Annotated in this window: 19 protein-coding genes and 1 tRNA gene; 17 read left to right on the top strand and 3 right to left on the bottom strand. The window is 39.5% G+C overall.

What is annotated here, in order from left to right:
- Positions 1-2: 2 nt before the first annotated feature.
- Positions 3-824, bottom strand: a complete 822-nt coding sequence (locus tag BBW65_RS00660; protein WP_066338389.1) for a fumarate reductase cytochrome b subunit — start codon at positions 822-824, stop codon at positions 3-5.
- Positions 825-1,233: 409 nt separating this feature from the next.
- On the opposite strand from BBW65_RS00660, the gene BBW65_RS00655 reads away from it, so the two are divergent.
- From BBW65_RS00655 to BBW65_RS00610, 11 genes are all read left to right on the top strand, one after another.
- Positions 1,234-1,321 (top strand) — tRNA-Ser (locus BBW65_RS00655).
- Between the two features lie 258 nt (positions 1,322-1,579).
- On the top strand, positions 1,580-2,173 hold the full coding sequence (locus BBW65_RS00650; protein ID WP_066338387.1) for a restriction endonuclease subunit S: 594 nt from the start codon (positions 1,580-1,582) through the stop codon (positions 2,171-2,173).
- Positions 2,170-3,660 (top strand): type I restriction-modification system subunit M, encoded by a 1,491-nt coding sequence (locus BBW65_RS00645; protein ID WP_066338385.1) that lies wholly within the window; start codon positions 2,170-2,172, stop codon positions 3,658-3,660. The genes BBW65_RS00650 and BBW65_RS00645 overlap by 4 nt, the downstream gene beginning before the upstream one ends.
- 101 nt (positions 3,661-3,761) lie before the next feature.
- Complete coding sequence (locus BBW65_RS00640; RefSeq protein WP_066338383.1) at positions 3,762-3,971, top strand: hypothetical protein; 210 nt, start codon at positions 3,762-3,764, stop codon at positions 3,969-3,971.
- Positions 3,968-5,098 carry a restriction endonuclease subunit S gene (locus tag BBW65_RS00635; protein WP_066338381.1) on the top strand — a complete coding sequence of 377 codons (1,131 nt, stop codon included), beginning with the start codon at positions 3,968-3,970 and terminating at the stop codon, positions 5,096-5,098. The genes BBW65_RS00640 and BBW65_RS00635 overlap by 4 nt, the downstream gene beginning before the upstream one ends.
- Positions 5,095-5,283 (top strand): hypothetical protein, encoded by a 189-nt coding sequence (locus BBW65_RS00630; protein WP_066338379.1) that lies wholly within the window; start codon positions 5,095-5,097, stop codon positions 5,281-5,283. Before BBW65_RS00635 ends, BBW65_RS00630 begins: the two co-directional genes overlap by 4 nt.
- 9 nt (positions 5,284-5,292) lie before the next feature.
- Entirely contained in the window at positions 5,293-5,994 is a 702-nt protein-coding gene (locus BBW65_RS00625) for an AbiTii domain-containing protein (RefSeq protein ID WP_066338377.1), read from the top strand.
- Positions 5,995-6,005: 11 nt separating this feature from the next.
- Positions 6,006-9,059 (top strand): type I restriction endonuclease subunit R, encoded by a 3,054-nt coding sequence (locus BBW65_RS00620; protein ID WP_066338376.1) that lies wholly within the window; start codon positions 6,006-6,008, stop codon positions 9,057-9,059.
- A complete protein-coding gene (locus BBW65_RS00615; protein WP_066338372.1) occupies positions 9,049-9,699 on the top strand; it encodes a M48 family metallopeptidase in 651 nt (216 codons plus the stop codon). The genes BBW65_RS00620 and BBW65_RS00615 overlap by 11 nt, the downstream gene beginning before the upstream one ends.
- A 1-nt stretch (position 9,700) precedes the next feature.
- A complete protein-coding gene (locus BBW65_RS08065; RefSeq protein WP_267886402.1) occupies positions 9,701-9,829 on the top strand; it encodes a hypothetical protein in 129 nt (42 codons plus the stop codon).
- A gap of 159 nt (positions 9,830-9,988) precedes the next feature.
- Positions 9,989-14,191, top strand: coding sequence for an autotransporter outer membrane beta-barrel domain-containing protein (locus BBW65_RS00610; protein WP_066338369.1), 4,203 nt, complete (start codon positions 9,989-9,991; stop codon positions 14,189-14,191).
- A 1,344-nt stretch (positions 14,192-15,535) separates the two neighbouring features.
- Here BBW65_RS00610 and tgt read toward each other — a convergent pair.
- Entirely contained in the window at positions 15,536-16,678 is a 1,143-nt protein-coding gene (tgt, locus tag BBW65_RS00590) for a tRNA guanosine(34) transglycosylase Tgt (RefSeq protein ID WP_066338359.1), read from the bottom strand.
- A gap of 112 nt (positions 16,679-16,790) precedes the next feature.
- Between tgt and BBW65_RS00585 the strand changes: the two genes are divergently transcribed.
- Genes BBW65_RS00585 through bioV form a run of 6 tightly spaced genes read left to right on the top strand, consistent with a single transcriptional unit; the run spans position 16,791 to position 24,153 of the window.
- On the top strand, positions 16,791-18,191 hold the full coding sequence (locus tag BBW65_RS00585; protein WP_066338351.1) for a TrkA C-terminal domain-containing protein: 1,401 nt from the start codon (positions 16,791-16,793) through the stop codon (positions 18,189-18,191).
- Complete coding sequence (gene aroB / locus BBW65_RS00580) at positions 18,178-19,191, top strand: 3-dehydroquinate synthase (protein ID WP_066338349.1); 1,014 nt, start codon at positions 18,178-18,180, stop codon at positions 19,189-19,191. The genes BBW65_RS00585 and aroB overlap by 14 nt, the downstream gene beginning before the upstream one ends.
- A complete protein-coding gene (locus BBW65_RS00575; RefSeq protein WP_083985937.1) occupies positions 19,191-20,804 on the top strand; it encodes a mechanosensitive ion channel family protein in 1,614 nt (537 codons plus the stop codon). The genes aroB and BBW65_RS00575 overlap by 1 nt, the downstream gene beginning before the upstream one ends.
- Positions 20,785-22,026 (top strand): tRNA (N(6)-L-threonylcarbamoyladenosine(37)-C(2))-methylthiotransferase MtaB, encoded by a 1,242-nt coding sequence (mtaB, locus tag BBW65_RS00570; RefSeq protein ID WP_066338347.1) that lies wholly within the window; start codon positions 20,785-20,787, stop codon positions 22,024-22,026. The genes BBW65_RS00575 and mtaB overlap by 20 nt, the downstream gene beginning before the upstream one ends.
- A complete protein-coding gene (locus BBW65_RS00565) occupies positions 22,023-23,645 on the top strand; it encodes an AAA family ATPase (protein WP_083985936.1) in 1,623 nt (540 codons plus the stop codon). Before mtaB ends, BBW65_RS00565 begins: the two co-directional genes overlap by 4 nt.
- Positions 23,620-24,153 carry a pimelyl-ACP methyl ester esterase BioV gene (gene bioV / locus BBW65_RS00560; protein ID WP_066338345.1) on the top strand — a complete coding sequence of 178 codons (534 nt, stop codon included), beginning with the start codon at positions 23,620-23,622 and terminating at the stop codon, positions 24,151-24,153. The genes BBW65_RS00565 and bioV overlap by 26 nt, the downstream gene beginning before the upstream one ends.
- On the opposite strand, the gene BBW65_RS00555 is transcribed toward bioV, so the two are convergent.
- Positions 24,143-25,081 carry a PDC sensor domain-containing protein gene (locus BBW65_RS00555; RefSeq protein ID WP_066338344.1) on the bottom strand — a complete coding sequence of 313 codons (939 nt, stop codon included), beginning with the start codon at positions 25,079-25,081 and terminating at the stop codon, positions 24,143-24,145. The genes bioV and BBW65_RS00555 overlap by 11 nt on opposite strands.
- Between the last annotated feature and the right edge of the window lie 68 nt (positions 25,082-25,149).

Raw genomic sequence — 25,149 nt, 5'->3', positions numbered from 1 at the left:
CACTACTTCTCCAACACATCAATTTTGATTTCTTCGATTTTCTCTTCTGTCACAATGCTAGTTTTCCTTACTTCAGATTGAGAAAGCTCAAGTCCGTATTTGATATAAGCTCCATAAGTCAAAAAGCCGAGCGTGAGGAAAAAAATCGTCATTCCCATTTTTACTTTTTGCAACACTTTTCTTGTGCCTTCAGGAGTTTTGCCCCATTTGTCAAACCACCCCCATTTCACAGCCAAACGATAAAGCCCAATGCTTCCGTGAAGCTCAACTGCAATCAACAAAAAAAGATACAAAATCCAAAAATGTTGCTCCACAAAACGCAATGAAGATGCCACAGAGCCGATCCCCACCAATGCGTCAGGGCTATTGGGAGAGAGCATAATCACAAACAAATGTGCACTCCCCAAAAAGAAAAGCACAAAACCCGTCATCGCTTGGATCCACCAAAGACTCGTATCGCTATGTCTCATTAGATTCTTGTGTGTTCGCATTTTGAGGAACTGCTTGTAGTTGATAGGGAATTTACGCAGAGCCAAAAAGGCGTGAGCGATAAACGCACTCAAAACCACAAGCACCACCAATGAAGTCACCCAAGGCTTGCGATGCCCAAACACAAAATCAAGCTCTGCCATTCCAACTAGCCAATCAAACGCGTGCGGGCTAATCAAAATACTAGAGACAAAAAACATATGTGCAATCATAAACAAAGCGAGGAACAACCCCGTTGCACTTTGCCACCAATCAAGTTTTGCAGGTAAGCGACTTTTTTTTCTATCGCTAGTTGTATCTGCATAACTCTCAATCACTGCCTTTTCTGATGCCATCTACTCTCCTTCATCGTATTGGACACTAGCGGACTTTGCCTTATGCCACTAGATTATTTTGATATGGTTTCAAAACTTATTTAACATTCCCAACACATCGCAACCTTTCGGCGTTTGTTTTGATTCTCAATGTAACAAGTGGTAAAACCTTAACTTCAGATTTTGTGGAACTTTTTTCTTTTTGATACAAGTTATTTTTTTACTCTTAAATAATTATTAATATTTTTGATTGATTTATTTTTGTATATTAGCTTCAAGTCAGAAAAAGTAAAGCGATATTTGACCATTGTCAATGCTAAGGCGATAGAGCGAGGGGAAATGAGCTTGAGATTTTGTCTCAATATTGGCTTTATAGCCGAATGTCATTTGATATGTCGTTTAAAATATGCTAAAATCACGGCTTTGATTTAGACAGGTGTCCGAGTGGTTGAAGGAGCACGCCTGGAACGCGTGTAAGGTGCAAGCCTTCGAGGGTTCGAATCCCTTCCTGTCTGCCATTTCCTCACATATCCCCCATCAAACCTTTTGACTTCGATGTTTTCTAAATCCAAAACAACGATTGTTTGGCGTTACAATACCTCTACAAAGGATACGGAGCCAATATCCTAGCAAATCCGATTCTCGTGTATTGGATGAAATATCCAAATATATTGGGATTGCCAATATTTTTAAGAAATCTATAATTATTGTCCAATCAAAATAAATCATTTTGAGATATAATGTCATCAAACTTAAATCACATCAAGGAATATGCAATGATGAGAAAGCTTGGCGATCTATCATCTTTTCGCTCTGGTTTGCAGTTAAGTCGCTCTCAAAATCAAAAAGATGATGCGGATTTTTCTTATAGGGTTATTAGGATCTCAAATTTTGGTGATTTGGGCACGCTTGATTTGCGGGATTTGGATCAAGTCGCATTTGCCAAACCCATTCTCAAAGACAATTTGACACAAGAGGGCGATGTGCTTGTGAGGCTCAAAGCACCTCTAAAAGCGGTATATATCACAAAAGATTATGCGGGTTATGTTTTTTCTTCGGTGATGGCAGTCATTCAAACAGATCCAAACCTGCTTTTGCCCCAATATCTTGCCCACTATCTCAACTCTTCAATCCCTCAAGGATATTTCCAAGAGTGTAGCACCAATGGGACGACAATGTCGTTTTTGAGGCTTATGGATCTTAGGGAGTTGGAAATCCATCTGCCAAGCTTAGAGTTGCAACACAAAATTGCCCAGTTTGTCTGCGAATCAGACAAGAAACTTGCACTATTGCAAGAAAAAATCAAAATAGAAACCTCATTGAGAAATGGGAGATTCAAACAATTCATCACACAAGGAGAAAACCAATGAATACAACAAAAGAAAAAATCAATTCTGTAGTATGGAATGCGTGCGATAGCTTCAGAGGTAGTATGGATAGCTCAAAGTATAAAGACTATATCCTAAGCCTTCTTTTTGTCAAATATCTCTCTGATAGCTACAAAGAAGAAGAGAGTATCATTTATGAAGAATGCAAAGACAATCCAACAATGCTTGAGCGAAAGCTCCAAAGAAGAAAATTCAAATTACGCAAAGAAAGCACTTTTGACTATCTGCTATCCCAAAAAGAGAGCAGCAATATTGGTGAGCTCATCAATGGAGCACTTCAGCATATCCAAAATGACAATGAAACCAAACTAGGAAATATTTTTGATCATATCGATTTCAACGATCCAAATTTTTTGGGCAACAACAAAGAACGCAACAGAACGCTTTCAAACCTACTTGATAACTTCTCAAATGACAAAATCGATCTCTCCCCCAGCAAACTCGAAAACCAAGATGTCATAGGGGACGCCTATGAGTTTCTCATCGCAGAGTTTGCAAGTGATGCGGGCAAAAAAGGGGGAGAGTTTTTCACCCCTAGCGAAGTCTCCACACTTCTTGCCAAACTTGTCCAAGCCAAAGAATCTAGCACAATCTATGATCCAACTTGTGGATCAGGCTCATTGCTCATCAAAGCAAGTAAAGAAGTGGGCAATCAAAACTTCAGAATCTTTGGACAAGAAAAAAACTCACAAACCCACGCCCTCTGCCGTATGAATATGCTTTTGCATGGGATTGAAGATGCTGATATCAAATGGGGGGACACTATCATCAACCCTCAGCATTTGGAAAACAATCAACTCAAAACCTTTGACATCATCGTCGCAAATCCGCCATTTTCTCTCAAAGAATGGGGGGCTGAATACGCAGAAAATGACACATACCAACGCTTCAAACATTATGCGATTCCACCCAAAACCAAAGGAGACTATGCTTTTGTAATCCACATGCTCGCCTCACTTGCCCCACAAGGCAGAATGGGTATCGTGCTTCCTCACGGCGTATTGTTTCGTGGAAGCAGTGAAGAAAAAATTCGCAAAAAAATCCTTGAGAATAATCTCTTAGATGCTGTAATTGGACTTCCTGAAAATCTCTTCTATGGGACTTCTATCCCTGCGTGTATTTTAATCTTCAAAAAAGATAGAGAATATCAAGATGTCTTATTTATCGATGCAAGCAAGGAGTTCAAAAAAAACAAGAACCAAAACAAGCTTACAGAGGAGCATATCACCAAGATTCTCACAACCTATCAAAACCGCCAAGAGATAGAGAAATACTCTCATATTGCTACAATGGAAGAAATCCAAGAAAACGACTACAACCTCAACATCCCAAGATATGTAGATACCTTTGAAGAAGAGGAAGAGATAGACATCCCCTCCACATTGGACAAAATCGCCAAGCTTGATGAAGAGATCAGCAAAACTCAAGCCAAAATGGACAACTATCTCAAAGAATTGGGGCTAGTATGAGAGGGATTTGCCACGCTTTGAGTAAGCATTTGGATTCATTAAGGTATGATTTTGCCAACAGACCTCTCAGGTGCTTAGCACTGACTGGGAGGTGTTCTGCTATGAATTATCAAAAATCACCAAAAACCTATCAAAAACAAATCCAACTTTTCAAAGATGAGAGTGTATGGGTGATACAAATGAAAAATATCTTTGAAGTGGTATGTGCCAAAAATGCACAAACCACCCAACTATTTCCAAAATACAAAGAGTTGGTTCAAGCGTTTGAGTGGTTATGCTCCAAACAACCACTCTCAAAGGAGATCAAATGACTACAATCCCCAAAGGCTATAAACGCACAGAGATTGGAATCTTGCCTGAAAATTGGGAGGTGGTGAGATTGGGGGAGGTGACAGAGTGTTTGGATCACAAAAGAATCCCTCTAAATGAGTCTCAAAGGGCAAGGTGTGAAAAGATATTCCCATATTATGGTGCTTCAGGGATGATTGATTATGTAGATGATTATATTTTTGATGAAAAACTTGTTTTATTAGGAGAGGACGGAGCAAATATTATTGATAGAAGCACTCGTTTGGCTTTCTGTGTTGAAGGTAAAATTTGGGTAAATAATCACGCCCATGTATTGAGACCAAAAGGAATTAATCAATACTTTTTAGCTGAAATTTTGGAGATTCTAAAATATGATAAATACAATACAGGAACAGCTCAACCCAAGCTAAAACAAGAAATTGTTTCTCGTATTCAAATCCCCCTCCCACCCCTAGCAGAGCAGGAAAAAATCGCAGAGATTCTAAGCACTTGGGATACCCAAATCCAAAATCTACAATCCCTCATCACAGAAAAGAAAAATCTCAAAAAAGGGCTATACCAAGCTCTACTATCAGCCAAGATTCGCCTTGCAGGATTCAATGAGGCTTGGGAGGTGGTGCAATTGGGAGAGGTGGCAAAGATTTATCAACCTCAAACAATTAAGCAAACAAATTTTTCTAAAGAGGGATTTTTAGTCTATGGGGCAAATGGGGTTATTGGAAAATACCATTCTTTTAATCACGAAAAAGAACAGATTGCTATTGCTTGTCGTGGCAATACTTGTGGTTCAGTGCATTTCACAAAGCCATACTCTTGGATTACAGGAAATGCTATGGTAATCAATCTCGATAATTCGAAACAACTCAATAAATTTTATGCCTATCAAAAACTTGCAATGGATAATTTTGATTACCTTATCACTGGATCAGGACAACCTCAAATTACAAGTGATATTAAAAATCACAAAATCCCTCTCCCACCCTTAGCGGAGCAGGAAAAAATCGCAGAGATTCTAAGCGAGGCAGATAGGGAGATTCTATTCTTGGAACAAAAATTAGAATCTCTCAAATCTCAAAAAAAGGGATTAATGCAAAAATTACTTAGTGGCAAAGTGAGGAGTGAAGTATGAGTAAAAAAATCAAAAATCAAATCAAAATAGGCAATAACAATAAAATTGTAAATTCAAACTTTGGAACTTATAATCAAAATGAAAAATTAAAAAAAGAATCTATACCAAAAACGATTCTTATAGGTGTGATTATTGCAGTAATTGGGGGCGTTATTGTAGGAATAATTATGGAATATTTCAAATAAGGAGATTTAATGGCAAAAAGCAAAATTATCAAAGAACTTGTTAATGGTGAGATTCCATTAAATAAAGCACTTTATAGAGTAATGGTTTTGGCAAAAGACTTAAAGGATACAAAACTAGAGCAATGGGCAAAAAATGAAGTGCAAGGATATAGCGAGGATAAAGAGATACCTGAGTATAGAAGAGTAAAGACTCATTTTATGGGCAACTATCTTGTTGGGGATAATCAATTTAGAAATGCTCCATTACCTATGGTATTTTTAAAACACCTTTCTCCAGAAGATCAAAAAGATTTTACAACACATAAAATGACAGAATCTTTGGAATTTCTCGAATCATCTATTAATCAAAATGGGAAATTAGGTATGCCTATAAATCCAGAGGATATGCAATTGTTTTCCTTTGACACCAATGCTGAAATCTTATCGGCAAGGAGAGAAATCAATGATTCAGAGATTCCAAGAATCTTAAATGAAGTAAAAACAAGAATCTTAGATATTTTATATGAACTAGAGGAGAGATTTGGTTGTCTTGATGAAATGGATATGTCAAACAACGATGATAAAGACAAAAATGAGGCAAAAGAAAAAATCCATAAGATCATTATGTGTGAAACATATAACAATATTGGAATGAGAGATAACAACACAATCGAAAATAGCAATTTTGCATGCAAAATGCTTGGAAAATTAAAAAAGCAAAAAATCAAGTAAAGGATTGACAAATGATCTGCTCAACCACTGAATACAGCACCATTCAAAAGCCTAGCATTGCATTTCTAAAAAAACTAGGCTATACCTATATTTCACCTGATGAAGCCCTCTCTTTTCGGGGTGGGGATCTCTCAAATGTCCTTTTCAAAGACATCCTAAAAGAAAAACTCAAAGAGCTCAATACGCACGATTCTAGTGGAAATCCTATCAACCTCTCTAGCGACTCTATAGACAAAGCTATCAAAGAGCTTGATGTCTCACTAGAAAAAGGACTCAAAGAAGCCAACCGCATTGTGAGTGATTTGCTTGTGTATGGAACGACAACACACACCAACCGCAACGACAAGCAAAAATCCAAAGATATGCGATATATAGATTTTGACAACCCAAACAACAATCATTTTTGCGTCACAGAGGAATTCTCTACCAAAAGGAAATTCAAAGATATAGAGGGGGCAACGCGTCGTCCTGATTTGGTGCTATTTGTCAATGGAATCCCTTTTGGCGTGATAGAGCTTAAAAAATCAGGCGTGGATATTGAGGAGGGAATCTCTCAAATGATTCGCAATCAAGATGAAAAAGAAATCCCTCATCTCTTTAAATTCATTCAAATCTGTATCGCAGGGAATAATCAAAAAGCCAAATATGGCACAATTTACACCCCTATTGAATTTTATAGTATATGGCAAGAAGAACAAAATCAAGAGAGTTTATTCCTCCCTCAATCCTATGGCATCACAAAGCCTGATGCACTAGATAAATTGTTTGCGGCATTATTGCATCCTAAGAGGGTTTTGGAATTTATCTCTGCATTTATTATTTTTGATGGAAAAGTGAAAAAAATAGCAAGGCATCAGCAATTTTTTGCTATCAAAGAAACGATGAAAAAAATCCAATCCACCAAAGAGGCGTCCAAAAGAGGGGGATTGATTTGGCATACTCAAGGCAGTGGCAAATCTCTAACAATGTCTATCCTTGCCTCTTTGATCAAAAAGGCTATCCCTACAAGTCGCATTATTGTCGTAACAGACAGAGTGGATCTTGATGAGCAGATTCATACAACTTTTGGCAAAACGGGTATAGAAGCCAAAAGAGCTAAAAATGGCAATCATCTCATTGAATTACTTCAAAAAGGAGAATCTGTCATCACCACATTAGTGCAAAAATTCCAAGCCCCAGAAAAGCACAATATAGTCATCAACTCTCAAGATATTTTCTTGCTTGTAGATGAATCCCATCGCACTCAAAATGGATTGTTGCATAATGCGATGAAAGATTCTATCCCCAATGGGTGCTATATAGGCTTTACAGGCACACCTCTAACCTCCAAAGAAAAGAGTTCAGCTAGGAAGTTTGGAGGATTTATCCACAAATACACGATTGAACAAGCCCTAAGAGATAAGGCAATTTTGCCACTTTATTATGAAGGAAGATTTTCAGAGCAATTCATCAATGATGCAATCAATCTTGATAAAAAATTTGAAGCCATTGCTAGAGATTTGAGTGAGGAGGAAAAATCACATCTCAAAAAAGAAACAACAAAAGCCACCCTCTCCTCAATCCAAAGACTAGAATGGATTGCTATTGATATAGAAAAGCATTTTGAAAAGAATTTCAAAGGAACGGGGTTTGTTGCGATGTTTGCCACAAGCTCAAAAGCTGATGCAGTAGCATATCATCAACTTTTCAAGACTCACAATGTACTAAAAAGTGCTTTTGTTATCTCCTCTCCTGATACAAGAGTAGGCAATACAGCAGTAGGTGAAGAAAATGAAGATGAAGTGATTGCAGAATGGAGAAAGATATTAGAATCTTATGGAAGTGAAGAAAATATTATAGGGGATTTTGAAGATGGGGAGATTGATTTGCTTATCGTTGTAGATAAACTTCTTACAGGCTTTGACGCACCAAGAGTGGCGTGTCTATATCTAGACAAGAGGCTAAAAGAACACAACTTACTTCAAGCCATTGCTAGAGCCAATCGCATTTATGAGGGGAAAGAAAGAGCGTATATTATTGATTATCGTGGAATCCATAAGGCAATAGATGATGCGATGAGAATCTATCAGGAGCTAGCAGATTTTGACAAAGAAGACATCAAAGATGTCATCTTTGGTATCAAAGACATTCTAAAAGAATTAAGAGAGAATCATCAAAGGCTAAAAGAGTTTTTTGCAGAAATAATAAGCCAAAAAGAACGAGGCAAACTCCAAGAAATTTATGAGCAGTTTTTGGAAGAAAAAGAAAAAAGAGAAGAATTTTATGAGCTTTTGAGTCTTTTTGCGCGCTCCTTGAGTGCTTTGATGATATTTCCTAGATTCAAAGAAAGTATTACAAATGAGGAATGCGATACATACAAAAGAGATTTGAAATTTTATCTCAATCTCAAGCACAGCGTGCAAATTCGCTATCACGAAAAAGTAGATTTCAAACAATACCAATCCCAAATCAAAAACATGATCCACCAATTCATCGGTGCACAAGAGGTGAGAGTGATCCTTAAGCTTAGAAGTGTTGTGAGCGAGGATTTTCTCAATGAGATAGAAGAACAACCCAATGACAAAGCTAAGGCAGATAAAATCATAAGTGCAATCTCTCAATACATCAAAGAAAACAAAGAAAGTAATCCTTATTTCTATGATGAACTATCCAAACAAATCCAAAAAGTCATCGATGAATACAAAGAGGGGCGATTGAGTGAAAAAGAGAAACTCTCCAAACTACAATCTATCCGTGAAACCCTTTTGAATCATCAAAATCATCAAGAAAATCAATATCCCAAAGATTTATCCACTCCTCCCTCAAGGGCATTTTATGATAGTATAAAAGGCTTGATAGGAGATCTAGACGAAGAGCAAATCATCAAGCTAGCACAGCAAATAGATGTGATTTTTATCCAAAAAAGCAAAAAGCCCAATTGGAAAAACAATCAAGATGTGAGAAATGAGATAGTTGATGCGATTGAAGAGCTTATTTTCAAAGAATACAAAGACGCGAGTAATGAAGAGCTTGACAAATTGGAGGAGCAGTTTATGTTAGCTGGTATTTCTCACTATGGCAATTAAAATCCACCGCAAACCTATCAAGAATCTGATACTAAGAGTCACTCCAAACTTGGAGGTGATTCTAAGTGTTCCACTTGATACTTGCCAAAAAGAGATTGATCGCATTCTCAACAAAAGAGCCAAATGGATCGAAGAGAAGCTGAAGTTTTTCAAAGATAGACAAACGCCCAAACGCCTCCTTGTCAGTGGTGAAGATTTCTTTTATCTAGGGAAGCGGTATCGGCTCAAGATTATTGAGGATACGAGCAATGAAGTCGCTTTGAGAGGGAAGTTTTTGTATGTCCATCTCAAAAACACTCAAGACTATCGAGCCAAAGAGCTGATGATACAACAATGGTATAGAGAGAGGGCGCAAAATGTGTTTGCCACGATCCTTGCCAACTACAGCAAGAGGCTTGGATTGGATTTCCAAACCTACTCTATCCGAACAATGAAAACAATGTGGGGGAATTGCAAAATCAATTCACGACACATTACCCTCAATCTTGAATTGATCAAAAAGCCAAAGAGAAGCATAGAATATGTCGTATTGCACGAACTTGCACATATCAAATACCCCTACCACAATCGAGATTTTTATAACTATATACATCTATATATGCCTGATTGGGAAAACGCAAGATCCAAACTAAATGGGTGAGATGAGATACAGACATCAGAGGGCATTCCTGATCTATATCGTTTCTAGCGATACAATCTCTATGCCACACTATGGACCACCAATGATACAATGCCACCAAAGCCTCTCTGACTCTATATCCAAACTTTAAAAATCAATTTATTTTTATCGACACCAAGCACCCCTACGCCATCACACAAAAACACAAAAAGATAAACAAAAAAATAATAACAAAAAACTTATGATATAATTAACTCTCAATTTTAAATTGATTTAGTTTTAATTAAATTTTAGTTAAGGAGTAAAACAAATGGAACTAAAGAAAAATTTAAGAAAAGCGTCTGCTAATAGCAAGGGTCAAAAGTCTTTCAACCCTCTAGTGGCTACTTCATTGGCTTTGGCACTAGGTGCGAGTGTAGCAAGTGCAACTATGACCGTTGGTCCTGCTTGCACTGACGCAAGTGCAGTTTGCTATAGCATTGGCAAAGTAGTTGTTCCTTCAACAGGAAACAAGTTTCAACAAGCTTATGAAATACGATTCAAAAATGTCGGTGGTTTCAATCAGCTTCAAACCAATGCAGGGACTCAAATCCAAAACCTCAAATTCTTTTTGAACAGAAATGAGTTGTCAATCGCACCAAATTTTACATTCAACAGCACAGGCAAAGAATCAGCACTCACTGTGGGTGGAAGACTTTCTGAAATCAAAATCACCAACAAAGACAGAGGGCTCAAGTTGGGGAACAATGGAGAGAGGTATCTAGCTTTTAGATTTGGTGATGGTGGGACAACTGCCCATGATCTTTTGCACCAAAGAGTTACTCTCAATTTCGTAGGCACTACACAAAATGTCGCTCTCAAGGGCAATATTTTGCTCCAAGTATTTAGCAATGCTCGTGACAATGTAGCTCAAGCAACTTTCAAAGGAGATATGGTAGGTAACTTTGATTCTGCTGGTGTGTATGATCCAAAATACAAAGCATTCAAATTTCTCAAAACAAATGTGACTTTCGATAACAACGCGATCCTCAAAGGAAACCTAAGTGCAAGAATGGTGGAATCTGGGCAAAACTTCGTTTTCAAAGGTGGCAAAGGTGGTATCACAGGAGACATCACAAGCTCTGCATGTCTTAAAGGTAGTTGCCATACTCAAGCTATCGGAAGCAACACTGACATCAATATCACTTTTGAGAGATCAACACGCGGAGATGCACTCAATGCAATCACTACTCAAAACAAAATAGGACAAATCCGTGCCGAAAGCTTAGGGCAACACAATGGCAACAAAGACAATGCCAACATCAGAATCCTTTTTAGCAATAAAGGACAGATTGGAAACGCACAACATCGCTTCAATATCGTTGCAGGCTTAGCAAGAGCCAATGCTCAAGAGTATGCGTATGCTGATTCTCTCAACCTAATTCATTTCCAAAAACAAGCCACACTTCACCTCAATGAATTAAAAGTAGAGGGGCACAACACAGGCAAGCGTCAAAACATCATCAGTCTTGAGTTCAACAATGCTTCTAGAGGCAACACAAACTCATTAGACATCACAACAATCCAAGCTGATGGCTCTCAAGGAGGCAACTACATCGGTAAAGGAATCTTGAAACTTGCCAACAATGGCAATAGAGCACACAATTTGGTCTCTGCAATCGATGAGAACAAACTCAAAAACTCGGATCGCAAAGCAATATCTGACTACACCAAGCAATATATTGCCAAAGGCACACTCACTGCGACAAACATCAAAGGGAACTGGAGTGCTATCAATGGAATTTTCATCGATACGCTCAATGTCAAAGAAATGATTTTTGCTGCAGGTGGAGACAAGCAACGCAATATCATCACAGTCAATTATTTAGACGCTAAAAAAGTAGATGCAATCAATTTCGGAGAAAACATCATCACCACTCAAAACAAAATGACAATTAGTGGCGGAGTGTTTTCACGCCTAAACAATGGGGGGAACATCATCTTTATCAATGGTGGAACTCAAAATACAATCGGATCAAAAGGTATCAATGAGAATGGCGATGCAAATGGGAACTATTCTGTTGTGACAACAGATAGCGGTAGAAATATATTCAATCTCGAAAACGCCAACACTACACTCACTTTGCAAAAAGATGTATTGCATACTTGGAAAGCCGGACAAACTGCATTCAGTCTCAACGGAAGCAACAACAAGATTGCAATCAAAGGTAACAACACAAGAGGAGGCGTTTCTCATATCGGATTGGAGGTCGCAGGTTCTACAGATGCCAACAACTCTGGCGTAACTTTCAACTTCAATGGTGGAAACGGAATCCTTGATATTCAAGGCTCCAATGGTGCTAGCGGGAATGGAAATATCGTCGTAGGACGCGATAAGGGAGACAGGTATGCCAAGCTGATTTTCAATGTCAATCACAACACAACAATCAAAGGCAATATCATCACTCAAGGTGGATTTAACACCAATTACAAAAACACCACAAACTTCAATCTTGCTAATGGCAAAAGCTTGACAATCGAAGGTGAAATCAAACAACAACAAGCAACTATCAATGGTGGTGGCGGACGCATCACAAGAGCTACAGATTCTGCTCAAACAAATTTCAACTTCCAAGCCCCAAGATCAGGCAACGGAGCGATGACTACCCTCACACTCAAAAAGAATATCAACAACACTTCTGGTGAGGTAAATTTCAACTTCAATGCAGGAAATGCAAAAATCAGCAAGGTGGGAGGAAGCACAATCATCACTAATGGTGCAGGAGCGACTACAAACTTCGTTTTTGCAAATAATGCCAACGCTATCATAGAGCAAGAGATTGTAGCCACTGCAGGAAAAACAAATGTCAATTTCAAGGGAAGTAATGCAACCCTTGCATTGAAAGGACGCAGTAACCAAATCACTACTATTTCTGCCACTCGTGGTGCAAATGCGATTCTTGACATCTCAAGCAATGCTCAATCTGCTTTGGGACAAGCTCATCACTTCAACCTCCTCACTATCGGACAAGCAAATGGTGGAGCCAACACAGGACTTACAACTAGTGATGTTACTTTCGTCGTTTCTGTAGATTCCAAAACAAGACAACAAGGTAGCACACTTGGAGGACAAAATCTAAGAGCTAGTGGCAACGCATATAAACACACCTACTCTGATCGTATCGTTGTGCTTAGCGGAAATCGCCAGCAACACAAAATACAAGTTGCTTCACAATCAGGAGCACCTGAACCTATCACATATCGCAATGGCAAAGGAGCAGAAACAACAGGAAACATCGCTGTTGCCACAGTCAAAGGAACAAATGGTAATCAAGTAGCAAAATTCGTGGGAGGCACATCTACTCGTGGATTTGAGGCTATAGAAACCACATTGACACAAGGAATCACTACAGATGAATACGGCAATGCCAATAGAGGAGGTCAATACACCACCTACTTCATCCAAAGTGTCCAAAACAAAGGTGTCTCTAGAGCGAGCCAACGCACAGGTGCTGCTGCACTTAGTGCAAACTACTCACTCTATGCAGCCAATTTCAACTCTTTGAATAAGAGAATGGGTGATTTGAGAGACAATCCAAACAATCAAGGTGCTTGGGCTAGGATTTTCAATGGTATGGAAACGACAGAGTTTTCACTCAAGATGCAATCTGACTACACAACAATCCAAGCAGGTTATGATTATGACTTCGATCTAGGGAATGCCAAAAACTACACAGGTATCGCCCTCTCTTATGCACACTCCAAAGCAAATATGATCGGAGTATCAGAGCCTGACAAAGTCATCATCGGAGGAATTAATCAAACCACTTCAAATGCAGTAGAACTCGCTCTTTATAATGCATACATTCAAAATGGTGGAAATGGACTATATACAGATAGTATTGTCAAATTTAGCTACATCATGAGTAATATTAATATGCTAGGCGATACCAAAACTTACAACACCAACAACTGGGCAATCACTCTTAGCCAAGAGGTGGGATATAGATTTGCCCTAGGTGAGGACAAAGCATGGTATATCGACCCTCAAGCAGAAGTTTCAGCAGGTTATTTCAACGAAACCAATATGCGACAAACACTAGGAACACACTTCCTCAATAGCAAGCAAGAGAATGTTCTCACAATCAGAAGCAGAGTGGGTGCTAGCTATGGATACAGATTTGACAAATTCACAGAGGGCAAAGGATTTAAAGCAAGTGCTTATGTAGGAACTTACTTTGTTCATGACTATCTTGGTGGCGGAACGATTGCATTCACATCAAACTCCAACACAACTACGAAGATCACTTCATTGACTTCTACGATGAGAGGTGTGATCAATCTTGGCACAAACTTTGAAGTCAAGGACAACACAAGGATCTACTGCGACTTTGAAAAAAGCTTTGGTGGCAAAATCACCACAAATTATCAAATCAACCTAGGAGCTAGATATAGCTTCGGAGAGAAAACAAGTGAGGCTGACAAAAAAGCAGAAAACACTGCTCCTTTGAAAGTAGAAAATACTCAAGAGTAATGCCACTCTCACAAACCGACACTCCCAAAATGGGGGGGGGGGTGTCATCAAGCAATTTCTGAACTTTGGACTAGAAGACATAGAAGGATCGCTCAATAGGTGAGCCTTTGAAGGGGCATTTGTATCTCAAATGTCCCTTAGAATGCTCCTTTAAACTAAATTTATTTTTTGTTTTAGATTCTTTTAGAATCGCCTTCCCGCCTATTGAATAGCTAGGCGGGGTGTTTAGCAAAACTTCACGATTAACCCACAACGCCAAATAAAACCCAAAAAACACAAAGCCTCACTATTTCAATATAAGCACAAACAACTGCCTCCCAAACTAACCTTGTAGAACACCAAAGGATTCGAATGTAATCTGATTCTTTTGCTTGAGATTGGTTTCGCAGAGGCACACTTTTGAGTGATTCTAGAATCTCTAGGGGGTTTCTTTTGGAGTTGGCTTGAGAAGTTGTGTCCTTTGGTGATTTTTTGGTTGTTGAATCTTGGCTTGGGCAAAGCACAGATTTAGGGAATTCTTGATTTGTTTGCTAGTTTTTGAGATTGTTTTTGCACAAGCACACTTCTTGGTTTCCAAATCACGCTTTGCTTTTTTCTATAAGGGGGACAAGGGGGTTTATTGCGAGGCACCCCCCCTTATCCCCCTTAAAATCCCCCAAACCCCTGCCCGCTTTTTGTGTGTTACCCACATTGCTTTGACTTTGTTTTGATTCTTTGGTGTTTTAGGTTTGTTTTTTTGATTTAAATTGAATCTAGATTCTTAGAATCTTTGTGAGAGCATTCTTGATTCTTGATTCTTTGGATTCTTTTGATTCCTAGAATCTCCATCAAAAACCCTTATCAATCATTAAACCCCACTAAGTTATAAAGGAAATGAAAACTGCTAACCAAACTAACCTTGTAGAACCCAAAAAGATTCCAAGTCAATGTAATCTTGAACGAGCCTTGCTAATGCAATGCTGGGGTTATGGGGGTTGTTAAGGGGGATAAGGGGAACGATTGCTATAAGTTCCCCTTGCCCCCCTTAAGAGAGATGCTAGGGGATTCTAGAATTGTATAAAGGGTGCTTTGCTCAAGCCAACTTGAAAAGAAACTCCAAACCAAGCTTGAAAAACTAGAAAATGTGCTTTTGCAAAAGTAACTCAAAAAGAAAGAATCCAAGAGATTCTAGAATTGCTAAAAAGCGTAATCTCCCCAAGCCAACTTCAAAACAAAAATTCAAATCAACCTTCAATCACCCCAAAACAAGATTCAAAAACAAACTCACATTGTTTAGCAAAACAAACAAGAGAAAGAAAAGAGAGAGAGGGATGGGAAACAAGAGATGGGAGCAAGCTAGAGCTTCTACCCACTCCTTTTGCTATAAAACTCCCTTTTGAATTCCCCAAAACGCCTTTGCACAATCGCCTCTCTAGCCCCTCTGACAAGATTGAGATAATATCTCAGATTATGGATACTTGCTAGACGATGAAAAGTGATTTCATTACTCCTAAACAGATGATGCAAATAAGCTCTTGAAAAATTCTGGCAAGTGTAGCAATCACACTCTTTGTCAATCGGCTCATCTTGCAAAGCATATTGTGGCGATTTGATCGCAAGTTTGCCAAAACTTGCAAACAATGTCCCATTCCTCGCGTTGCGTGTGGGCATCACACAATCAAACATATCAATCCCTCTCTGGATTGATTCGATGATGTTTTCTGGCGTGCCAACCCCCATCAAATAGCGAGGCTTATCGATAGGGAGCAATGGCGTTGTGCAATCTAGCGTTTGATACATCTCTTCACTCCCCTCCCCCACTGCCAACCCCCCCACAGCAAAACCATCAAACCCAAACTCCACCCCATCGACACACACCCCAAGAGAAGTCAGAGATTGGGCACTCAATCGGCGGTATTTGCTATCAGTCCCGCCTTGCACAATCGCGAAGAGATGATTGGGCATTGAAGGATTTTGGATCTTTTGCTCTGCGTGGTATTCAAGGCTTTCTTTTGCCCACTGAGTCGTCCTCTCCACAGATTGCAAGATCCTTTTTTCTTCTGCAGGAAGCCCCACCAAATCATCCAAAACCATCATAATATCGCTATTGATAGCGTATTGGATATCTAGCACCTTGCTTGGCGTAAAAAAATGCCTACTTCCATCAATATGTGAAGCGAACTCTATCCCCTCCTCCTTGCGTTTGCCCCCCAAAGAAAAAGCCTGAAACCCCCCACTATCTGTCAAAATATTCCCTTTGTATCCGCTAAAATGGTGCAATCCCCCCAAAGCCCTCATTCTCTCAATCCCCACCCTCAAATAAAGATGATAAGTGTTTGCCAAAATGATTTTTGCCTCAAGATGATTTTTCACATCAAAACAATCCAACCCCTTGATCACCCCTTGCGTTCCGACAGGCATAAAAATCGGCGTTTGCACTTCACCATTTGCCAATCTCAAACGCCCTGCCCTAGCATTCCCATCTTGACACACAAGATCAAAAACCATTCTCACTCCTTGATTTGTATTTGTATTAATGTTTTTGGGATTGTATCATCAAGTCTTTTGATAACTTTATGTATAATTGCCAAATTCCAAAAAATTGCAAAGGCTACTCCTAATGAATTCAGTCATTCTTGTTTTACTTGGTGAAAGTGCTAGGCTTTTTTTGTCCAAATTGATAGAGAAATACTATAGTGCCAACATCTACCACACCATTTGCCCTGCAAATCTTATCCCCGACACACATCCCAACTCTTTTGTTTTTCACTCTTTTGATCCGACATCGCTCTACAAAATCACCAAAAATCTCCCAGCAGAAGCCAATCAGATCTTTATCCTCCACGACAATGACGAGGAGCTAGAGGCGATTATCCAAAACCTCAAAACACTCTATCCACAAACCCCAATGATTTGCAATGCCTCCATTGAGCTACAACATTTCGACAATCTTTTGCAAATCTCGACACACGAAATCCTATCAGACCACCTTGCGAGCCTACTCATCAATACTCCACAGACCCCACAAAACTTCGGATTGGGGCAAGGAGAGATCATTGAAATATTAGTCCCACCGGGCAGTTTGTATTGCTATCGCTCCATCAGCTCTATCTCGCAAAAAGATTGGAAAATCGTAGGAATCTATCGAGGCAATGAGTTTTTGCTCAGTCGATTTTCCACGACAATCCAACCCAATGATCGCCTTTTAGCCGTCGGAGATTGGAGGATCCTCAATCACATCTACAAACAAATCACCAATTCTCTAGGGCAATTCCCCATACCTTTTGGCAAGGATTTGTTCCTCTATCTTGATGAAAGCCTGTGTGATGAAAACGAAATCCTCAAAGATATTGAGGACGCATTGTTTTTGCACCGCAAACTCAACAATCAAACGCTCTATATCGCTTTGCTCAATCCTAGGACCTTCTCCCTCATCGAACATCTCAAAAAGCTTGATGATCCGACCATTCAAGTCTTCATACATTACAACACGCAACAATTCCCGCAAGTCATACAAGCAGACACCCAAAAAAAAATCGGTTTGGCAATTTTAAATCCCAAACTTTTCAACTTCAACAAAAAACTGCTATTTGATTTGGCGATTCCAATTTTCAAAATCGGAAGCTATCCCCTAGAGCAATGCACCCAAAGCGTAGTGCTGCTTGAAGAACAAAGCCACAATATCGCCTCTGCAGTTTTGGATATTTCCTCTCAACTCTCCCTTGATTTGCATTTGTTTGATTTTGATTGCGATGAAAAATACCATACGCAAGAAAAAGAAGAGTTTGACACACTCTCAAAGGTGTTCAACAAAAAAATCAACTACACCCGCTCTAGTCTCAAAAACCCAATCCTGCTTCTCAAAGAGGAGTTTCAATCGTGTTTGCAGTTTTTGCCATTCTCACCCAATGTGAAGCAAAATGCACGCTTTGCTTTTGTCAATACCGATTTGAGTTTACATTCCTCCCTCTCCCACATCCAGCCACAGATCATCCTCCCCTCTTCCTATGAAAACGATTAAACTCTGCGATAGCAGTATTTATTTTGAACTTCCTCAAAAGCTCGAGTTTGAAGGAAGTGTGCTTCTCATCAGCGATACAAATGTGGCACCACTTTTTTTGGATTTGATTGCTCAAAAGATCAATGCACCTCAGATCCACACGCTAGTGTTGGCTAGTGGAGAAAGCCAAAAATGCCTCAAGACTCTAGAGCAAATCCTCAATGTCGCTTTCTCTTGCAAACTAGATCGCCAAAGCACGATGATTGCACTTGGTGGAGGAGTGATAAGCGATCTTGTGGGACTTGCAAGTGGAATCTTTATGCGAGGGATTGATTTTGTCAATATCCCTACGACACTTTTGGCACAAGTGGATGCAAGTGTGGGGGGCAAATGTGGTATCAATACCCAAGAGGGCAAAAATCTTATTGGATTATTCCATTCTCCAAAATCTGTGTATATCTCCCCTATGTTTTTGGAAACACTTGCACCAAGAGAGTGGAATGCAGGAATGGCTGAAGTGATCAAAATCGCCACTTGCTTAGATGAGAGATTGTTTGACACACTTTTTGAAAAACAGCAAATCAAGCAAAACCCCCTTGAAGTCATTCACTCTAGTATCAAGCTCAAAGCCGACATTGTCCGTCAAGATCCTTTTGAAAAAGACAAAAGAGCGGTTTTGAATTATGGGCATACCTTCGGACATATCATCGAAAAAGAAAACAACTATACGCGTTATTTGCACGGAGAGGCAGTGAGTCTAGGAATGATTCTAGCCAACCAATTAGCCCAACGCCTGTTGGGATTTGCCCACTCTGCCGAAGTGAGAAGCCTTCTCTCTCTCTATGATTTGCCTACGCACTATACAATCACCAACCCTCAACAATTCCTTGAAGCATTATTTTTGGACAAAAAAACAAAAAACCACCAAATAAATTTTATACTTCCAACACAGATTGGTAGTTATCAGCAAGTATCCCCCTCACAAGAGGAGATCTTAACTTTTTTATCGGAGCAATACTAATGAAAAAAAGTCTTTTGTTTTTGATCCCATTGTTTTTGATTGCCAACAATGCAAAAGTCCAAGAAATCAACCTACCCAAAGAGATTGCCAATATCACACAGCAATTAAACATCATCAACCAGCAGCTAGAAAACAACGAAAATATATGGGTGCGTAAATACAACAGCTTCACCAAATTCAACACAATCAACAATCAAATCCAACAAATACAATACCAACTCAAATACACCAAACCCACTGCCAAAAACAATGAAAAGATTCAGAATCTAAGCAACAAACTTGAGGTGTTACAAAAACAACAAAAACTATTCAAAGATTATGATAGCAATCCCTACAAAGAGCTGACGGAAGTCAAAGAGATCCAAGAAGTCCCCAACATCACAAATCCAATCGCAATTTTTTCTGGATTGTCATTTCTCAAACACATCAAATCACAAGAAAAAACATTGCGTGCAAACCAACAAAGCCTCAATGAGACCATCGCCCTACTCAACCACAAAAAAGAGCTTCTATCCCAGCTACTCAAACTACAAACCCAAATCCACAACAAGCAGGGCGAGGATGAAGTCATCAGAGAATTGCAAAAAAATCACAATATCAAAATAGAGCTTGAAACTACGCAAAGCATTCTTGAAACCTCCATTGAGGTTTTTTCTAGACGCGTAGCTGATCTAGATTTGCGACTTTCCAACCAAATCCAAAGCCAAACACTCAAAACAATCTACATCATCGTCTCCTGTCTGATTGTTTTCTCTATCGCATTTGCTTTTAAGATCGCCTTGCGTAAATATCTTGATGAAGAACGCATTTATATTGCCAACAAAATCATCAGCTTTGTTTATATCAGTATTATTGTCATCATCATTCTTCTAAGCTATCTCAACAATATCACTTACCTTGTGACATTTTTGGGTTTTATTTCTGCTGGTTTGGCATTTGCGATGAGAGATTTGTTTATGAGCACTCTTGGGTGGCTAGTCATCGTCATAGGTGGTGGGCTACATGTGGGCGATCGCATACGCATTCATCGCGACAACACGACTTACATAGGGGATATTTTGGATATTTCTATGACACGCATTGCACTTTTGGAAGATGTGACCTACAACACTTATGCTGAAACACGGCGTGCCGGACGCATTGTGTTTATCCCCAACAACTTTATTTTCAACACCGTGATTTCAAACTACACTCATAGCGGTATGACGACAATATGGGATGGGATTGATTTCACAATCACATTTGATAGCAACTACAAAAAAGCCGTTGAGATTGCCACAGAAGTCGCACGCAAACACTCTCGCTCACATATTGAGATCGGCAAAAGGAAAATGCTACGACTCAAAGAAAAATACTCTATCAAACGCATTAGTCTAGAACCTAGAATCTTCAATATGCTTGAACCCAATGGGATGAAAATCTCTGTTTGGTATCAAACCAATGCTTTCACCACGCTCAATGTCAGAAGCTCGATCTCTGGGGACATCGTCGATGCTATAGGCAAAGAACACGACATCAAAATCGCATATCCAACGACAAAGATTGTCAATACCGGTAGCGATGGAGCTTGGGAGAGATACAGTGAGGCTGAAAATGTCAAAAGTGTTTTTTAAAACATTTGGGTGTCGGACAAACTTTTTTGACACTCAAGTGATGAAAGAAAATCTCAAAGATTTCACAATCACCTATGATGAATCCGAAGCCCAAATCATTGTCATCAATTCCTGCACCGTCACAAATGGAGCTGATAGCGGAGTGCGTCAATACATCAACAAAATCAAAAAACAAGGCAAAAAAATCTACTTCACAGGTTGTGGGGCAAAAACACAGGGGCAACAAATCGCACCTATGGTGTTTGGGATTTTCCAACACGAACAAAAAGAACAGATTAACGCTCTGCTCAAGCAAGAGACGCCATTTTTCCTCACTTCTGAGAATGAAAAACACATTGATTCAACTCTTGTGAGCGAATTTGCAGGGAGAAATCGAGCTTTTATCAAGATACAAGAGGGCTGTGATTTTGCTTGTAGCTATTGTATCATCCCACACACTAGAGGCAGAGCTAGATCTCTCCCCCAAGATTCGATCCTTCAGCAAGTCAAACTTCTCGCAGATTCTGGTATCCAAGAAATCGTCTTGACAGGCACAAATATGGGGAGCTATGGCAAAGACACCCAAAGTTCTGTCGCACAGCTCATCAAAGCGATTGCAAAAACTCCAAACATACGCAGAATCCGTATCGGCTCTCTTGAGCCAAGTCAAATCGATGAAGAGTTTCTAGAAATTTTGGGCGAGAGTTTTTTGGAACGACATCTACACATCGCCTTGCAACACTCCCACAACAAAATGCTAGAGATAATGAATCGAATCAATCGTTTTGAAGAGGACTACAAGCTACTTGAAACCATCGCCAACAAAGGCTTTGCAATCGGCACAGATTATATTGTAGGACATCCGGGAGAAAGTGAGAAAATATGGCAAGAAGCATATCAAAATCTCAAAACCCTCCCCCTCACACATTTGCATCCATTCATCTATAGCCCAAGAAATGGCACCCCATCAGCACAACTCCAAGAAAGAATCAACGGCACACTTGCAAAATCTCGCCTACATCAAATCAAAACTCTCATTGAGGACAAAAATCGCCAATTTCGCATCCAACATTCACAAGATCCATTGAGCGTTTTGATTGAGCAATCCCAAGATGGAGCTTATATTGGATTGGATCAGTTTTTTAACCGCACCAAAATCATTGCCGACACTCCGATAGAAGGTTTTGTCACAATCACAGATTATCACATTGCACAAGATTGCAACATCGGGAGATTGCCTTGAACATCACACCAAGAATCAAAATACTACTGATCACTCTTTTGAGCATTATTGTTTTGAGCATTTTTGCTTTTTTGTTTTTCAAAGATCAATCCAAAACCATTAGCGAAACGCAGTTCAATACCTTCTTGCACAATGGAGCGACATCTTTTAGTAGTGACAACAGCTATATCTATTTCCAATACCAAAACCAACCCTACAAAATCCTAAAAAGTGATTCTGTAAGCAAAAAAATCAAAAACGCCCCGATCGAGAAACGAGGGAATTATTTTTGGCTTTTTTTTGTGGTGCTGATTTTGGGAGCGATTGCCTTGTTGCTTTTGTGGTTGTATCCATTATTGCGTTCTCATTCCAAATCTATTCCAGAAACCACTCCCAACAAACAGCCCACCCCTCCATCATCAATCAGCTCCATCACACCTGATCCATCAATCACCTTGCAATCTCTTGCAGGAATCAGTCAAGTCAAACAAGATTTGCAAGAAATCATTGATTACATCAAAAATCCAAGCCGATACAAAAATCTAGGCTTGAGATTGCCCAAAGGCATTTTGCTTGTGGGACCTCCGGGGGTGGGCAAAACAATGCTTGCCAAAGCTTTAGCCAATGAGGCTGGGATCCCTTTTTTTTATCAGAGTGGCAGTAGCTTCGCCCAAATCTATGTCGGTTCGGGTGCCAAACGCGTAGAAGAACTGTTCGCTCAAGCCAAAAAACAAAAAAGTGCGATGATTTTTATTGATGAAATCGATTCTGTGGGCAAAGCAAGAGGCAACGGACGCAATGATGAGAGAGAAGCCACTCTCAACCAACTTCTTGTCGAGATTGATGGCTTTGAAGAGAGAAGCAACCTGATTGTCATAGGTGCGACAAACAATGCATCAATTCTTGATCCTGCACTCCTTAGAAGCGGTCGCTTTGATCGTAAAATCTACATTGATTTCCCAACACCCCAAGAGAGGATCGCTATTTTTGCACTTTATCTCAAAAACAAACCCTATGATTTTGATGTTGAAAAAATAGCACAAGAATGCTCAGGCTTCAGTGGTGCGATGATTGAAAACCTAATCAACGAGGCAGGACTCATCGCCCTACGCAATCAGCATCCATCCATCACACAAGAGGCAATCAACCAAGCCAAACACAAGATTCTTTTTGCCCTCAAACAAATCCCCATCCTCAACCAAGAGCAAAAATCACAATTAAGCCTTTATCAAGCAAGCAAAGCCTTTTTTGCCCTATTGCACCAAATCAAATTCGAAAAAATCTCTCTCTATGAGGAAGATAAAACTTTCAAAATACCCACCTTGCTTGATGAGGCTCAAATCAAAAATCACCTCAAGCTACTTCTAGTCGGCTACTACGCACTTTGGTCTTTCAAAAACACAAAAATCACTTATGCCCAAGAAGATCTAAATGATGCCAAAACACTTGCCAAGCAAATCTATCAAGACTATGGAATGGGTGAAAATCTCCTAGATTCTGATATACAAAGTCTATTGCATAGCACACAAGATGAGCTTGAAATATTTTTGCAACAGCACAAAAACCAAATCCTCAATATCGCCCAAACATTGCACCAAAAAGAAGTTTTGAGCTATGAAGAAATTTCCAAACTTCTTTAGTGGCTTTTGCTTCCAAAATGAGGGGGTGTTGTTTGAGCATTTGGCAAACCTACAAATGCCCTATAGCTTCAGTGGTTTTAGTTATGGGAGTATCCTAGCTTTTAGGGCAACGCTCCAATCCCTCAAAAATCATCAGAGGGTGCAAAAACTCAATCTATTTTCCCCTGCTTTTTTCCAAAACCAATCCCCCGCATTTCTTAGAATGCAGATTTTGGGATACAAACAAAACCCACAAAACTACATCAAAAAATTTTTGGATTTATGCCATTTCAATCATCAAAATTTTTTGAAAATAGGGACTTTGGAAGAACTACAAGATTTGCTTTATTTCCAATGGAATCCCAAAGATTTGGAATGGCTTGTTGCACAAGGGGTAGAAATCGAAGTCTTTTTGGGTGCAAAAGATCAAGTGATTTGTGCAGAAAGTGTCCGCAGATTTTTCACCCCCTTTGCACAGATACGAATCTATGCCAACCATTCCCACTGCCTACAAGACATCAGAGCCTAGGTTCAGCATTACTATTGCGATCATCTTTGACTGCACTATAAGCGAATTTGACATACACACTCAAACCAAAGAGTAGCAAAGCAACCCCTCCTGTGAGATACAAGGTGTATTGAATCTTTGAAGGCTCAATAATGCTAAATTTGAACACAAGCATCAAAGCTTCAATTGCAAGAGCAATGATGATAGAACCCAAAAAACGGATCATTGTTTTGTGAATCGCATAATGGTTTTCACCCGCACTACGCTCCAGCACCTCCTCCTCAAAGATAGCTTTGACCAAATCCATAATCGCCAAAGAAAGCGTGAGCAAAATTGTCGCTTCAAACACCTCCTTGATGTCCAAGCGACTGAAATTCACCACTGCGTGCCAAAAACTATGCCCCCCACGCACAAAAAGCAATAATGCAACCAAAGCCAACATCACAGACAATGCGCTATAAACTACTTTGGAACCTAGATTAAAGACATCATAAAACTTTGCTGGTGTGCCGATTTTGAGTGCCTGACTGAGCAAAATATCAATGCACACAACATATAGCAATCGATGCTCTTCATCATAAATAGGATAACTTGCCGTCACAACAAGCTTACTATCGTTTTTGCTCGGATAAGGATCGGTGAGGATACAGCGTCTTTCTTTTTTGCACTCATAAAAATAAGCACGATCTGCATAGTTTGGTTTGCCCTCTATGTGGGTCACTTCATAAGTTTTTTGATTGAGCTCTCTAATCTGTGTGCCATAAGAATCAAGCACATAAATAGAATCAAAAACCTGCACTTCCAATGCGATCTTCTCTAGTCCGTGTGTGATATTTTCCAAAGAATTTGCTGAAATTGCAGTTTGAATATGCCTAGAAAAAAGATAGCACATATAGGCTCTAATTTCATAACGCATTTTAGAATAACGCATAATGTCTTTTGATAGCATTTTCTCCTCCTAAAATAAAAGTGCAATGCTATCAAAAAAAGTTTTGATTTCATCAAAGCAAAAATAAC

The organism is Helicobacter enhydrae (assembly GCF_001693335.1).
Lineage (GTDB): Bacteria > Campylobacterota > Campylobacteria > Campylobacterales > Helicobacteraceae > Helicobacter_G > Helicobacter_G enhydrae.
This window is presented reverse-complemented; position numbering and strand designations above follow the sequence as displayed.

What these genes read in the sequence shown, in the direction of transcription:
- BBW65_RS00660 (WP_066338389.1), bottom strand. Translation starts at nt 824, where the DNA reads ATGGCATCAGAAAAGGCAGTGATTGAGAGTTATGCAGATACAACTAGC.
- BBW65_RS00650 (WP_066338387.1), top strand. Translation starts at nt 1,580, where the DNA reads ATGATGAGAAAGCTTGGCGATCTATCATCTTTTCGCTCTGGTTTGCAG.
- BBW65_RS00645 (WP_066338385.1), top strand. Translation starts at nt 2,170, where the DNA reads ATGAATACAACAAAAGAAAAAATCAATTCTGTAGTATGGAATGCGTGC.
- BBW65_RS00640 (WP_066338383.1), top strand. Translation starts at nt 3,762, where the DNA reads ATGAATTATCAAAAATCACCAAAAACCTATCAAAAACAAATCCAACTT.
- BBW65_RS00635 (WP_066338381.1), top strand. Translation starts at nt 3,968, where the DNA reads ATGACTACAATCCCCAAAGGCTATAAACGCACAGAGATTGGAATCTTG.
- BBW65_RS00630 (WP_066338379.1), top strand. Translation starts at nt 5,095, where the DNA reads ATGAGTAAAAAAATCAAAAATCAAATCAAAATAGGCAATAACAATAAA.
- BBW65_RS00625 (WP_066338377.1), top strand. Translation starts at nt 5,293, where the DNA reads ATGGCAAAAAGCAAAATTATCAAAGAACTTGTTAATGGTGAGATTCCA.
- BBW65_RS00620 (WP_066338376.1), top strand. Translation starts at nt 6,006, where the DNA reads ATGATCTGCTCAACCACTGAATACAGCACCATTCAAAAGCCTAGCATT.
- BBW65_RS00615 (WP_066338372.1), top strand. Translation starts at nt 9,049, where the DNA reads ATGGCAATTAAAATCCACCGCAAACCTATCAAGAATCTGATACTAAGA.
- BBW65_RS08065 (WP_267886402.1), top strand. Translation starts at nt 9,701, where the DNA reads ATGAGATACAGACATCAGAGGGCATTCCTGATCTATATCGTTTCTAGC.
- BBW65_RS00610 (WP_066338369.1), top strand. Translation starts at nt 9,989, where the DNA reads ATGGAACTAAAGAAAAATTTAAGAAAAGCGTCTGCTAATAGCAAGGGT.
- tgt (WP_066338359.1), bottom strand. Translation starts at nt 16,678, where the DNA reads ATGGTTTTTGATCTTGTGTGTCAAGATGGGAATGCTAGGGCAGGGCGT.
- BBW65_RS00585 (WP_066338351.1), top strand. Translation starts at nt 16,791, where the DNA reads ATGAATTCAGTCATTCTTGTTTTACTTGGTGAAAGTGCTAGGCTTTTT.
- aroB (WP_066338349.1), top strand. Translation starts at nt 18,178, where the DNA reads ATGAAAACGATTAAACTCTGCGATAGCAGTATTTATTTTGAACTTCCT.
- BBW65_RS00575 (WP_083985937.1), top strand. Translation starts at nt 19,191, where the DNA reads ATGAAAAAAAGTCTTTTGTTTTTGATCCCATTGTTTTTGATTGCCAAC.
- mtaB (WP_066338347.1), top strand. Translation starts at nt 20,785, where the DNA reads ATGTCAAAAGTGTTTTTTAAAACATTTGGGTGTCGGACAAACTTTTTT.
- bioV (WP_066338345.1), top strand. Translation starts at nt 23,620, where the DNA reads ATGAAGAAATTTCCAAACTTCTTTAGTGGCTTTTGCTTCCAAAATGAG.
- BBW65_RS00555 (WP_066338344.1), bottom strand. Translation starts at nt 25,081, where the DNA reads ATGCTATCAAAAGACATTATGCGTTATTCTAAAATGCGTTATGAAATT.